We start from the raw sequence: 13,150 nt of genomic DNA, 5'->3' as shown, positions 1-13,150 counted from the left end.
ATGACGGGCTCGAGAGAAAGAAGTCGGACATGAGCGAGACCCGAGATCCCGGCAACATCGCCGACAACATCGAGGTCGAAGGCAACTTGACCGTCGTCTCCGTCGAAGACGCCGACAAGGACGGGACTCCCGAGAAGGTCGAGATGCAAGACGACGCCGGAAACAAGATCGTCGCAACCTTCGAGGACAACGGCGACATCAGCTACACGCGGAACGGCGAGCCCGCGGGAACGCTATCCGCCAACGGGGAGTACTCGAACGCTGACAATTCGAGCACTGAGGCTCCGAGCGAGGATTCGAGCACCGAGCCTCCGAGCACGGAGGCCCCGACTGCCGAGGATTCGAGCACCGAGGCCCCGAGCGCCGAGGATTCGAGCACTGAGGATTCCAGCACTGAGCCCACTGAGGCCACTGCCTCGACGTCCGAGCAGGACGCAAAGCCGAGTATCAGTCCGGACGAGCCCTACGACGAGAAGTCCGCCCCGGACGCCCAGGCAAGCCCTGCCGACGCCCAGTCCGAGAACTCATCGCCCTCGGACCCGGCACCGGCCGAGGACGCGGAGGCGCCGGCCGAGGACGCCGCGCCGGCCGAGGATGCCGCGCCGGCTGATGACGCTGCACCGACTGATGACGCTGCTGCACCGGCCGAGGATGCTGCTGCACCGGCCGAGGACGCTGCACCGGCTGAGGATGCTGCACCGGCTGAGGATGCTGCACCGGCCGAGGATGCTGCACCGGCTGAGGACGCTGCTGCACCGAGCGAGCCTGCTGCACCGGCTGAGGATGCGGAGGCACCGGCCGATGATGCTGCTGCACCGACAGAGTCCGCTGCCCCGACTGACGCTGCAGCCCCGACTGACGCTGCTGCACCGACCGAAGCTGAGGCACCGGCCGAGGATGCCGCACCGACCGACGCTGCCGCGCCGACCGAAGCCGAGGCGCCGACGAAGGATGCTGCGCCGCAGGAGTCCGAGAAGTCCGCGGTGGAGTCGCAGACCGGGCTGCACGCTGATTCGACTGTTGACGTCGATGGCGACGGCAACGTCGACGTCGTGCACCTCAGCGACGACGACGGCAATCAGGTGAACGCCTACCTCGACAGCGAGGGCAACGTCACTCTCCTCGAGGGAGATACCGATGGCGACGGCAAGATGGACACGGTTGCGTATGCGGGCGAGAACGGCACAACCGTCTTCGAATCGGATACCGATGGCGACGGGGTCGCGGACCTTCGCACGATCACCGACGAGCACGGCCAGGTCCGCGAGGTCGATACGTTCGACGAGCAGGGCAAAGTCGACAGCGCGACCATTGACGTCGACGGGGATGGCACCGCCGACGTGAAGCTCATCGACAGTGATCACGACGGCAAGTTCGACACCACCGTTCTCGACGTCGACAACGACGGCGTTGCCGACACCGTGCTCACCGACGCCGATGGTGACGGCAACGCCGACACCGTGAGCTACGTCTACGGTGGCCCCGACGGCGCGTCCGATCCGTCGGCACACGACGACTCGCACGAGACGTACGGCACCGATTCGGATACCTACGACGACCACGGTGCGCACGACGATCACCACGGAGACGTTTCCGTCTGATCGGCAGGTCGTCTGGTCGAGGCGGAGTTCGACCTGTCGTCCAGTCGCCGGACACCACACATTCGGGCCGCACCGGGCGGCAGCCCCATCGCAGATCGCGGGGCTGCCGCCCGGTGTCGGTCGCGGCGCCTGAGCGTCGTTCACCCATCGAGAAGGCGGACCTTCCATGACAACCACTGTTCCCATGCCCGGAAGCGTGAGTGTCGAATCGTGTGTGTACGCGCTCGGTGACACGACGCGGTTGACAGTGGGAGCGGCGCTCGACAACGACATCGTCGTCGATCACCGGGATGTACGCGAACACCACCTCGCGATCGAATGGCGTGATGACACATGGCATCTCGTGAGTGTCGACGGGGCGACGCTGGTCGTGTCGGGTGCATTGGTCGTCGACTTTCCGATCACCTCGACGACGTCGGTGCACCTCGGACCGCCGGCATCGGCGCCGATTCTCGTCGTCGCGCTCGCGACCGAAGAGGTCGAGCACGGTTCACCCTCCGACAACCCGTCGGTGACGCTCATCGGACGTGGCCCGACCAACGATCTCGCCGTCGACGACGTGCTCGTGTCTCGACGACATGCTCGCCTGGTCGTCGGACCCGGCGAACGGCATCTCGAGGATCTCGGCAGTGTCAACGGCACTTTCGTCAACGGACACAGGATATTTGGGCGAGCCGCGGTCACCGACGGCGACCTGGTCACCGTCGGCAACACCGACCTCATCGTTCGAGGCGGCGATCTCCTCGCAGCGGGGATCAGTGCAGTCGGGTCCAACACTGCCTGGGGAGGGTTGCAGGTCGAGGGCATCGGGCTCGTCGTCGACCGCACCAAAGAACTCCTCCACGACGTCGATCTGGTCGCCGGGCCGGGAACGCTGACAGCACTCGTCGGCCCATCCGGTGCAGGCAAGTCGACCCTGTCGAAGATTGTCGCCGGCCTGACCGCTCCCACGTCGGGGCGGGTGTTGTTCGACGGTCACGACGTCCACGCGGAGTACGAGTCGCTGCGCACGCGCATCGGCATGGTGCCCCAGCACGACGTGCTGCACCGCAAACTGACTCTGCGGCAGGCACTTCGGTTCGCAGCCGAGCTTCGGCTCCCGGAGGACCTGCCCGAATCCGAGCGCGACCGCGTGATCGCGGGGGTGCTCGATGAGCTCCAACTGTCCGAGCACCTCGACACCCGAGTCGACGCGCTATCCGGCGGTCAACGCAAACGAGCCTCGGTGGCGATGGAATTGCTCACCGGCCCTTCACTTCTCATCCTCGATGAGCCGACGTCCGGCCTCGATCCGGCACTCGACAGGCAGGTCATGACGACGCTGCGTCGACTCGCCGACGCGGGGCGCACGGTCATCGTTGTCACGCATTCGCTGACGCACCTCGCCATGTGCGATCAGGTGCTGTTGCTCGCACCCGGCGGCAAGACGGCCTTCCGCGGCCGCCCCGACGAGGTGGCTCCCGCGATGGGAAACAGCGATTGGGCCGAGATATTCTCCTACGTGGCAAGCCATCCCGACGATGCCTATCGCAGGCATCTCGCGCGAACCAACGGGCACGCCTCGCATCGGCACCAATCGACGCCGAGCACACGGGTTGTGCGGACGTCTCCCCAGACCAGTGCTCAGCGCCAGGCGAGCACCATTGCCCGCCGCCAGCTGCGACTGATTCTCGCCGATCCCGGATACCTTGCCTTTCTCGTGGTGATGCCGCTCGTCTTGGGGCTGCTGACGTTGGTGATCCCCGGCAGTGCCGGTTTCGGCGTCAACACGGCTCAGAACACCGCGGGAGAATCGCTTCAGGTTCTCGTCATCATGGTGATCGGAGCCTGTTTCATGGGCACGGCGCTGACGGTCCGCGACCTCGTCGGTGAACGCGACATCTTCGAACGCGAACGCGCAGTAGGACTTCGCCCCGGCTCGTACCTGACCGCCAAGGTCGGGGTCTACTTCGGCGTGGCGATCGCGCAGTCGACGACGATGGTGGTGATCTGCTATCTGGGCAAGGGACTGCCGTCCGGAGGTGTCGTGGGGGCGGCGCCTGTCGAGTTGCTCGGTGCGGTCGCGGCCATCGCATGCGTGAGTACGGTTGTCGGACTTGCTATCTCGGCCACCGTGAAGTCCAACGAACAAACAATGCCGCCCCTGGTCATCCTCGTCATCTCACAATTGGTGTTCTGCGGCGGGCTCTTTCGACTCAGCGCACCGGGACTGTCGCAGCTCGCGTGGCTCTTCCCGTCGTACTGGGGGTACGCCGCGTCGGCGATGGCGGTGGACCTGCCATCGATCGCGCCGCTGGCCCCACAGACGCGCGGGGCGCACCTCTGGGAGCCCGCATTCGGCAACGCGCTTCTGACCGCAAGTGCGCTCACGCTACTCGGCGTACTCCTGATCGCGTACACGGCGTCCAAGCTCCAGTTGAAACGATGAACACCAGAGTGACCCATGTCACAGAGATTCTTCGACGCCGCGCGGCACATTCGGAGGGTCTCGGCGCATCCAATCTCTGACGGTGCGAGAAGCGCACCGAACGAGCCGAGGAGATCCGATGTACCCCAACCAGAACCAGCCGATGCCCGCTTACCGTGCCGCTGCCCAGGTCGGACTCGATGACCGCACCACCGTGATGAGGCCGTCGGGTCGTGACATGAATGCCTCCGGTGTGCAGCGTCCGCCGGTGCAGGAGAGCCCTTCGACGGCGTGCCCGTCGTCGAACATGGGTTGGGCCGCCGCGGCGCTGATCTTCTTCTGGCCGCTGGCCTTCGCGGCCTTCGGGCACGCGGGCAGGGTCTCGACGCTGTGGATCTCGGGCGACCGCGTCGGTGCGCAGCACGCGTCCGACCAGGCAAAGAAGCTCGGAAAGTACGCCCTGATCATGTTCGGGGTGGGGTTCGTACTCACGATCGTGCTCTACGTCGTGGTGATCGCATCGGCGGTGTCATCGATGTCGGCGTACCAAGGCTGACACACACCTGGCAGCATCTAACCGAGAAAGCCGGCGCGCAGTGGAACCGACAGCCGCCTGCTACGAACGAAGGAGATACGGATGAGCGCTGATGACGACTCCATCCTGACTGCGCTGGGCATCTCGCCCGACGACGTGCAGGCCCCTCCGCCCGGGGTGTTCGAGCACGCGCTGTCCGCTGCATTCGAGTCGGATGCTCCCGCAGACGACAGCACCGTCCCCGACATGGACGACGAGCCCAACGTGCCCGCTGACGACGACGTCGTCGTCGAAGACGGCGTGTATCACGAAAACGGTCAAGACGGTGACGACCAACATCAGGGCGGCCACGACGACGGTGGTGCTGTGTCGGCAGACCCCGCGGTCCTGCATGGCGACGACGATCCGACGTTGCAGCACGACGATTCAACCGGGCACGACGTCGACCTCGCCGAGGGCGATTACGGCGATCACGACGGTGGTAGTGGACATCACGACGGGGGCGACTACCACCTGTGAGCGCCGCATGAGCACAATGCTCGATGAGCTGAATTTCGAAGACCGCACACGTCTTCGCACCGGTGGCATATCTGTCACCGGTGCGGAGGCGTTTGATTGATCGGGAGCATCTGTGGACGAAGCGGTACTCGTGATGCAGGCACGCGACGGCGACCAACGCGCCTTCGCGGATCTGGTCAATGGCCATCGCAACCAGATCTGGGCCGTCTGCCTACAGATCTGCGGCAATCAGCACGACGCCGAGGACGCGCTCCAGGCAACGTTGCTCGCCGCGTGGCGCAACCTCGACAAGTTCCGCGGCGAGGCGAGATTCTCCACCTGGATGCACCGGATCGCCGCCAACAATGCGCTCGCACTGATCCGCAAGCGCAAGGCGAACACCACCCTCACCGACTTCAGCGACCCCGAGGCGCCGGTGACCCTCGACGCCGACGATTCGGCACCCCGATTCGATGAGCAGATAGCGCTGCGCGATCAATTACGCGAAGCACTGCAACAACTCTCGGACGACATCCGCGAAGCGGTTGTGCTGCGTGAGTTCGGCGACTTCAGCTACGCCGACATCGCCGAGCATCAGGGCGTCGGCGTGCAGACGGTGAAATCGAGACTCAACCGCGGGCGCACACAGCTCGCACAATATCTTCGCGCGCACACGACGGTCGAGTCATAGCGCGCGTACGGATTTCGTCACGGCTGCCAGGTTTGTGCCGACCGCGGATCGACGTTGTCACGACGGCGGTGATCGCCGACAAGGGCGAAATCCTCAGCGACAGTTGCGGCCAATTCGACGAACGCGCGCCGCGTCGACTTGGCGAGGAGATCGAGGTCGACTTCTGCTCCCTCGGAGAGGTGTTCGTCGAACGGGATCACCTGTACGGCACGGGTCCGTGCCAGGAAGTGTTGCGCCAGTTGGGTGAGATCGATGCTGGCGCTGCCACGTCGGGGTCCGCTCAGGACGACAACAGCCCGTGACACCAGGTGGCCGTAGCCATGCGCTTCGAGCCAGTCGAGGGTCGCGCTGGCACTGCGTGCGCCGTCGAGGGCGGCCGTCGACACGATGATCAACGAGTGCGCGAGATCGAGGACACCGTCCATCGCCGAATGCGACAGTCCCGTACCGCAGTCGGTGAGGATGATGTTGTAGAAGCGCTCGAGAACCTGGATCACCGTGCGGTAGTCCTGCTCGTCGAAAGTCTCTGCCGTAGCCGGATCACGTTCGGAGGCAAGGACTTCGAGTCGACTGACAGACTGTGAGGTGTGTCGTCGGACATCTGAGTAGCGGTGGATCTGATCGTCGAGGAGGACGTCCTGCACCGTCGACGAGGTCTGCTGGGGAACCCGCTGCGACAACGTCCCGAGGTCGGGGTTGGCGTCGACGGCGATCACGCGATCGCCGCGCAGACTGGCGAAGGTCGAGCCGAGACCCACTGTGGTGGTTGTCTTTCCGACGCCACCCTTCAGTGACAGCACCGCGATGCGGAAGTCGCCGTGGACCGGCGCATTGAGCTGCCTGACCAGTTCGTCGTGGTACACGGTCGCTCGCGACTCACTGGGGCTGATGGTGCCTCCGGAGATGCGGTGCACCGTGCGACGCCAGCCCGACCGTGGTGGTCGACGCGCCTTTCGGAGGAGCATTCCGGAGTCGAGGCCGGGTGCGTTGTACTCCTGCGGCGCAACGGGTGCACCGAACTGTGGCGGCGCCCCGAATCCTGCGGGGGCACCGAATCCTTTGGGCGCACTGAATCCTGTGGGCGCACTGAACTGTTGGGGTGCGCCACCTTGCGGCGGGACTTGCTGGGGTGGGACTTGTTGCGGTGGGCCTTGCTGGGGTGCCCCGAAAGGGGGTCCGGCGTGCGGTGGCAGTGATTGAGGCGGCACTCCGTGGTTTGGTGCGGCGTGCGGTGGCACGGTGCCGCGAGGCGGCGGCGCGAAGTGGGGCGCGTCGGGGTGTTGCGGTGCCGCTACGGGGTCGCCGGCCCACTCATTCTCGGCGGCAGGAACCCAGCTCGGCAGTGGCGCCGGCGGTCCAGCTTCCGACTGTGGCGCTGCAGATTGTGCAGCTTCGGAGTGGGCACCTTGAGACTGTGGGTGCTCTTGCGGGGCGACATCCGGCCGGGCAGTGCCGCTTTCAGCAGAAGCATGGCCTTCAGGCGATGCAGCGACCCCAGAGGGCCCAGCGACCTCAGACGACCCAGTGGCCTCAGAAGATCCACGAACCTCCGGAGCGGCGGTGGTTTCCCGAGGAGCGGCGGGTGCGCGCAGCGAATCGCCGCCGGCTGGGGCAGGCGGGCCCGCCAGCCACGGCGGAACGTGTGGTGCTCGGTGGTTGTCGGCCGTCACGGTACATCCTCGCAATGTCGAAGTTCGGCCATGACGTTACAACGGGGCGGGTGGCGGTGCGGAATCGCAAGTCTGAAATCGCGGTAGTCGTCATTCACCCGATTGCGCCGCCCTGATCGGACAGCAGATCCTTCGGTATCTGCTTGCCAGACCGGATTGCGTCGAAGAACTGTTTGGTGTTGTCTCCCACGGCAAGTGAGTCGCCGTCGTCGGTCAGCTCAGACCCACCGGTCGGTGTGGTCGTGGTGATCGGGTCGTCGCTCAGCCACCACCCGAGCATGCCGAGGTTCCACAGATGTGTGCTGTTGTCGACGGTCAAGCCGTCGACCGCACCGCTGATGAACGGGAACAGACGGAACGGGTTGAGAAGCACGCCGGGGCTGGTGGCCTTCGACATCAGGGCCGACAAGAACTTTCGTTGATTGACCACGCGCTCGAGGTCGGCGTTGGGGAATGCTCGGGTGCGGACCAGGCCGAGTGCCTGTTGACCGTTGAGATCGTGACAACCCTTCGTCAGGTTGAGTCCTGCCTTGGGGTCGCGGAGCGATTGGTCGATGCAGATGTTCACACCGCCGACAGCGTCGACGAGGGTGTCGAAACCGCCGAAGCCGATCTCGGCGTAGTGGTCGATGCGGATGCCGGTGAGTTGCTCGATGGTTTTGGCCAGCAGTTGCGGACCGCCGAAGTTGTACGCCGCGTTGATCTTGTAGCTGCCCTGACCGGGGATCGCGACGTAGAGGTCGCGCGGGATGCTGATCAGCGTGGCCTTACCGCTGGGGGGCTTGTACGCGAGCATGATGGTGTCGGTCCGCGACCCGTCGCTGTCTCCGGTCGCGAGATCGTCCTTCTGCTGTTGGGTCAAGCCCTCGCGGGAGTCGCTGCCGACGATCAGCCAGGTGGTGCCGGGGGTGTCGGAGGGACGCCCGGCGTAACCGGGCAGAGCGTCGACGCGGTGCAGTTTGCTGTCGTAGTAGAAGAACAGTCCCAGCGACCCGAGGACGATCACGAGCAGGATGATCAGGATGATCCTGCCGATGCGTCTGGGTCGGCCGAGCTGTGGTCGACGAAAGCGTGGCTTTCCACGTCGAGGTGGCGACGCAGGGGGTGCGGTCTGACCCCGATCCGGGCGTCGAGGGGGAGCAGACGACCCGCCGCGCGACCGGCGGTCGTCGGGAGACACCGGCTCGGGCTTCTGCGTCGGCGCGTACGCGCGAGCGGCCCCGGCACCCGCGGCTGCACCCGCTGCCGCGTGCGAGGGTGTTGCGTCGGCGGGTTTGGCGTGGTCAGCGCCGCGTGGAGCGGGCTGTCGTGAGGGTGCGGGAGGCGCGGGGCGTCGAGGACCCGGCTGCGGGGGTTGGGCATGGTCGGGTGCTGCCGACCATGCCAGCGGAGGTTGGTACTCCGCGACACGACGACCTCGATCGTTTCCGCCTGCACCCGGCACCTGTCGGGTGGGGTCGTAGGCGTTTTTGGGCGCGGCGTTCGGGGGTGCGGCGTTCGGTGGTGCGGCGCGTCGAGGGGCGTGGTGCTGCGGGTCGGCCTGACGAACCGGATGCGGCACGGGATTGCGCGGTCGGCGGTCAGCGGGTGGCTGAGGTGCTGGATTTCGGCGCTGACCTGCGGGAGCGCGGTCTCTTCCAGGTGGCGTGGGCGCCGGATTCCGCGGCTGCTGCTCGTGCGGCGACGGACCACCGCGGCGCCGCATGTAGCGCGGATCTGGCTCATTCATCAGATCAAATGTACGCGGGCGCTCAGGCCTCAAGCGTCATTCACGCAGCGCACGGGCCGATGGCGTCGAGTGCTCACCCGACCCAACCGAGGTGATCGTGGAGCAGTGCGTAGCCGATGAACGCGACGACGTCGATGACCGCGTGCGCTATGACCAGCGGCCACACCCGGTTGGTGAGCTGGTAGTAGCGCCCGAAGACGAGACCCATCACGACGTTCCCGACGCCCGCGCCCACACCCTGGTACAGGTGATAACCCCCACGCAGGAGAGCGCTCGCGGCCAACGACATGTTCTCCGACGCTCCGAGCTGTCGTAGGCGGGTGATGAAGTAGGCGACGACGATGATCTCCTCCGCGGCCGCGTTGCCGATTGCGATGGCAATCAGCACCGGCCAGCGCCACCACGGACCGTCGACTTCGCTGGGGACGAGATGAGCGTTCATGCCGAGAGCTCGCGCTGCGGCGACGAGTGCCAACCCGGGCAGTCCGATCGCGGCAGCGAGGACAAGTCCCGGTGGAACGTCGCGGCCGCTCAGGCGGGCGAGTCCCACGCCGCGCAGGCGCAGGCCGGATCGCCACAGGAGATAGACGCCCAGGCCGGCGATCGCGAACAGTCGGAGCACGCTCATGAGTTGTCGCAGGAAATCGATCAGTCCGACGGACGAGCGGCTCGGATTGAGCGCGACCGTAGCGTTGCCGACTCCGCTGGTCAGCTGCAGCTCGATCAGCGAGAGGATGGCCGAGATCGCAGAGAAACCGAAGGTCAACACACCGACGATGACGAGTTCGACGATCAGCGCCCGTCGCTCGCGGGGGTCGTCGACCACGTCAACGACTCGCTGCGGGGCCGGTCGGACGATCGCTGCGATCCCACGCGTCACGTCGACCATGGCCGACAGCCTACGGCGCCGGCTGGGGCGAGGCGGCGCGGGAGCAGAGGCCAGCGCGGTCGGGCTGAGCACCGCGGTGGGTGTGGGCCGTCGTGCAGAAACTAGGGGAAGGATTCTTTCCTCGACTTGTGTGCCTTTGCTCGCGTTGTTTCTCGAGGAAGGGAACGGGACCCGGGGAAGAGTCGCGCCGACGCGCTGGAACCCGGGGAAGAGTCGCGCGGCCGGTCCGGAACCAGGGGAAGAGTCGGGCGCGCGGTCGGGCAGCCCTCCCGACCGCGCGCCCTGGCAGTCCAGTCGATGTCAGACGAGGGGTCTTCCGATTCGACTGGGCGGGGGTGGTCTTCGATTAATCCGGCAGGCTGTTCATAAACGGACAGCCAGCCAGGTTGCGTAGCGCCCGCGATAGCTCGGTGACGTCGTTCACCGGATGGGGGAAGGGAAGTCGGACGTCGGAGTCGCCTGCCGAACCCTCGACGCGGAAGCGCAGTCCGAAGCGGTCGAGTCCGAGTGGGCGCACCCGGCCCTGTCGGAGGTGGCGCGGAAGTCGACGTGCGAGTTGTCCGACGATGTCGGCGTGCGCGGCGTCGAGGTGGCTGATCCAGTCGTTCTCGTACTCCCAGAACGGGTCCGGCTCTGCGCGAGCGAGTTCGTGCGCGGGAACCGACGCGGCGCCGGCACCGCTCGCGACGACGGCGGTCTCGATCTGCAGCCGCATCATCGACCGTCCGTGGCCGATGTCGAGGAGTCCTTCGTCGGGGTGTTCCGTGGCGATCTCGACGGCGAGGTCGCGTTCGAGATTGGCCGGGATGTGATGCAGCCGTCCATTGAGCCAGATCAGGGAGCGAACCCGTTCGCGCAGGTCGATGGGTGCGCAGTCGGTGACCTCGACCATCGCGGGTAGGCCGTCGGGACTCTCGGCGGCCGCACGCATCGCCGGTCCCGCAGTGGGGACCAGGACGAATGCCTGTGTGTCGAAGAGGTGGACCAGGTCGACCTGGGTCGGGGTGGCGAGGTCGGCTTCGTGGCTGTGCAGTGCACTCTGCGAAGGCTCGACGGGCGATTCGACGGCCAGCATCGCGCTTCCCGCCCTTCGACATGCGGTGGCGATGACCTCGGCGTCCGTCGGTCTGTCGGTGACGGCTCGTGTCATGCGGTGCTCACTCCCGGTCGGCTGATGTGCTGTCCAGCTCATAGTAGGTAACCCTAACCTAAAGTCGTTTCGGGTGATCCGTCAATGGTTGTGATCGCGCGGAATCTGACGAGCGCGCGGCCGACGGGCTTCTCTGCGCTCGGCGTCGGACGACCGTTTCTTCGTGGCCGACGGATTGTCTGCGCAGGTCAGGGAGATGTTCACCTTGTGTCGACTAAGCTCGGGTCGTGTCAGTGTTCGCGTACTTCGGTCCGGCAGGGACCTTCACCGAGATGGCGTTGGACAAGATCCTCGCGACCGAAACGGGTGCCGCAGGGGTCCCGCGCCGCGACGATCACGACGAGGTGACCAAGGTTGCGGCGGCCAGTCCGGCCGCTGCGATCGCGTTGGTCCGCTCCGGCGACGCCGACTTCGCGTGCGTGCCCATCGAGAGTTCACTCGAGGGATCGGTACCGGCGACGATGGACGCGCTCGTCCCCGACGGCTCCAAGCGCGTGCAGGTCGTCGCCGAAACCGTGCTCGACGTCGCATTCGCCATCGCCGCCCCAACGGCCATCGATGCGTCGCAGGTGAGGCGGATCGCCGCATACCCCGTTGCATCGGCACAGGTTCGATCCTCCGTCGAAAAGCTGTATCCGGGAGCTGAATTCGTCGTGGCGTCGTCGAATGCCGGTGCGGCACAAGATGTCGCGGCCGGTAAGGCCGACGCCGCGGTGACCACGCGTCTGGCAGCGGAACTGTCGGAGCTGACCGTGATCGCCGACGAAGTTTCGGATGCTGTCGACGCCACGACGCGATTCCTTCTCGTCGGCAGACCGGTGTCGCCTCCGCCGCCGACCGGCGCCGACCGCACCGCCGTGATCCTCGAACTGCCGAACGAGCCCGGTAGCCTCATGTCGGCGATGAATCAATTCGCTTCGCGCGGAATCGATCTCACCAGAATCGAATCTCGACCGCGGCGCGACCCGGAAACCGGCGAATCCAATCCCGGGCAGTACCGATTCTTCCTCGACGCCGTCGGGCATATCGACGACGACGCGGTTGCCGAAGCGCTCCAAGCGCTCTACCGCGAAGCCGAACACATTGTGTATCTGGGGTCGTGGACGGCGCGCGGGGTGATCGGCTCGCCGCCACCGGACCATCGGCCGGGCAAGGAGTGGGTCTCGGCGATGCGTCGAGGACTGGGAGATGGCGACGACGTCAAGGATGGTGATGACTGATGGCCCGTCTGTATCTGGTCCGCCACGGCGAGACGACGTCGAATGTGATGCGTCGACTCGACACCGCACTACCGGGCGCCTCGCTCACCGATTTCGGTGTGCGACAAGCGGTTCGGTACGGCTTGGAGAATCCGATCACGCGCACCGATGACGCCGACGCCCCGGTGCTCCTGAGTTCGCAGGCGACCCGCGCCCAGCAGACCGCGGAGGTCATCGCGTCGGTCTGGGGCGCCGATGCCGATATCGTGCCGGGGGTGCACGAGGTGCAGGCCGGCGAGCTCGAAGACCGCACCGACGACGAGGCTCACGGTGTCTTCCGCGAAATCATCGACCGCTGGTACTCCGGCGACCCCGACGCCCCGATCCCCGGCGGCGAATCGCTCACGATGGTGTTCGAGCGGTATCTGCCGGCCGTCACCGATCTCGCGCAGCGCTATCTCAGCGGACCCGACGCCCGCGACGTCTACCTTGTCAGCCACGGCGCGGCGATCAGGCTCGTCGCCGCGCACCTCGCGGGTATCGACGGAAGGTTCGCGGCCGCAACACATTTGCCCAACACCGGCTCCGTCGAATTGGAGTACACCGACGGCCTGTGGGTCCCGCACCGCTGGGGCGCCACCCGCGCCCCGTTCGAACTCGTCGACGAGCCACTCGTCGCCGACCCGATGGGGTAGGGGGCCGGGGGCTGTCTCTTATACACATCTCCGAGCCCACGAGACCGATCAGTATCGGGGGGGGCCTGGTGGGCGTGGAAAAAAAA

At 66.2% G+C, this 13,150-nt stretch carries 11 protein-coding genes; 7 read left to right on the top strand and 4 right to left on the bottom strand.

The genetic code is table 11. The features are described 5' to 3' along the window. The first annotated feature begins 29 nt into the window (after window positions 1–29). The 5 genes from A5788_RS24165 to A5788_RS22755 all read left to right on the top strand — a co-directional run bounded on the left by A5788_RS24165 (window position 30) and on the right by A5788_RS22755 (window position 5,732). A complete protein-coding gene (locus A5788_RS24165; RefSeq protein ID WP_197494604.1) occupies window positions 30–1,601 on the top strand; it encodes a hypothetical protein in 1,572 nt (523 codons plus the stop codon). 166 nt (window positions 1,602–1,767) lie between these two features. Next, window positions 1,768–4,029, top strand: coding sequence for an ATP-binding cassette domain-containing protein (locus tag A5788_RS22770; protein WP_049700227.1), 2,262 nt, complete (start codon window positions 1,768–1,770; stop codon window positions 4,027–4,029). Window positions 4,030–4,147: 118 nt separating this feature from the next. Then, the gene (locus tag A5788_RS22765; RefSeq protein WP_049700226.1) at window positions 4,148–4,564 is read left to right on the top strand and encodes a CD225/dispanin family protein; all 417 of its coding nucleotides are present in this window, start codon (window positions 4,148–4,150) and stop codon (window positions 4,562–4,564) included. Window positions 4,565–4,645: 81 nt separating this feature from the next. Continuing rightward, a complete protein-coding gene (locus A5788_RS22760; protein WP_049700225.1) occupies window positions 4,646–5,062 on the top strand; it encodes a hypothetical protein in 417 nt (138 codons plus the stop codon). 112 nt (window positions 5,063–5,174) lie between these two features. Continuing rightward, a complete protein-coding gene (locus tag A5788_RS22755; protein ID WP_049700224.1) occupies window positions 5,175–5,732 on the top strand; it encodes an RNA polymerase sigma factor in 558 nt (185 codons plus the stop codon). Between the two features lie 17 nt (window positions 5,733–5,749). Here A5788_RS22755 and A5788_RS24160 read toward each other — a convergent pair whose 3' ends face one another. The 4 genes from A5788_RS24160 to A5788_RS22730 form a co-directional block, all read right to left on the bottom strand. After that, a complete protein-coding gene (locus A5788_RS24160; RefSeq protein ID WP_420841310.1) occupies window positions 5,750–7,417 on the bottom strand; it encodes an AAA family ATPase in 1,668 nt (555 codons plus the stop codon). Window positions 7,418–7,496: 79 nt separating this feature from the next. Further along, window positions 7,497–8,582, bottom strand: coding sequence for an LCP family protein (locus A5788_RS24525; RefSeq protein ID WP_420841312.1), 1,086 nt, complete (start codon window positions 8,580–8,582; stop codon window positions 7,497–7,499). Window positions 8,583–9,204: 622 nt separating this feature from the next. Next, window positions 9,205–10,020, bottom strand: coding sequence for a CPBP family intramembrane glutamic endopeptidase (locus A5788_RS22735; RefSeq protein WP_049700222.1), 816 nt, complete (start codon window positions 10,018–10,020; stop codon window positions 9,205–9,207). Between the two features lie 346 nt (window positions 10,021–10,366). Next, a complete protein-coding gene (locus A5788_RS22730) occupies window positions 10,367–11,170 on the bottom strand; it encodes a DUF2470 domain-containing protein (RefSeq protein ID WP_049700221.1) in 804 nt (267 codons plus the stop codon). Between the two features lie 227 nt (window positions 11,171–11,397). Between A5788_RS22730 and pheA the strand changes: the two genes are divergently transcribed. After that, on the top strand, window positions 11,398–12,390 hold the full coding sequence (pheA, locus tag A5788_RS22725) for a prephenate dehydratase (protein ID WP_049700220.1): 993 nt from the start codon (window positions 11,398–11,400) through the stop codon (window positions 12,388–12,390). Next, entirely contained in the window at window positions 12,390–13,064 is a 675-nt protein-coding gene (locus A5788_RS22720; RefSeq protein WP_049700219.1) for a histidine phosphatase family protein, read from the top strand. The genes pheA and A5788_RS22720 overlap by 1 nt, the downstream gene beginning before the upstream one ends. Window positions 13,065–13,150 lie beyond the last annotated feature (86 nt).

This window comes from Gordonia sp. 852002-50816_SCH5313054-c, from assembly GCF_001665925.1.
Classification (GTDB): domain Bacteria; phylum Actinomycetota; class Actinomycetes; order Mycobacteriales; family Mycobacteriaceae; genus Gordonia; species Gordonia jacobaea.
Note: the sequence above shows the minus strand (reverse complement) of the source record. Positions and strands in the feature narration are given on the sequence as shown.

Excerpts from the sequence above, each read along its gene's own strand:
- A5788_RS24165 (WP_197494604.1), top strand. The coding sequence starts at position 30 with ATGAGCGAGACCCGAGATCCCGGCAACATCGCCGACAACATCGAGGTC.
- A5788_RS22770 (WP_049700227.1), top strand. The coding sequence starts at position 1,768 with ATGACAACCACTGTTCCCATGCCCGGAAGCGTGAGTGTCGAATCGTGT.
- A5788_RS22765 (WP_049700226.1), top strand. The coding sequence starts at position 4,148 with ATGTACCCCAACCAGAACCAGCCGATGCCCGCTTACCGTGCCGCTGCC.
- A5788_RS22760 (WP_049700225.1), top strand. The coding sequence starts at position 4,646 with ATGAGCGCTGATGACGACTCCATCCTGACTGCGCTGGGCATCTCGCCC.
- A5788_RS22735 (WP_049700222.1), bottom strand. The coding sequence starts at position 10,020 with ATGGTCGACGTGACGCGTGGGATCGCAGCGATCGTCCGACCGGCCCCG.
- A5788_RS22730 (WP_049700221.1), bottom strand. The coding sequence starts at position 11,170 with ATGACACGAGCCGTCACCGACAGACCGACGGACGCCGAGGTCATCGCC.
- A5788_RS22720 (WP_049700219.1), top strand. The coding sequence starts at position 12,390 with ATGGCCCGTCTGTATCTGGTCCGCCACGGCGAGACGACGTCGAATGTG.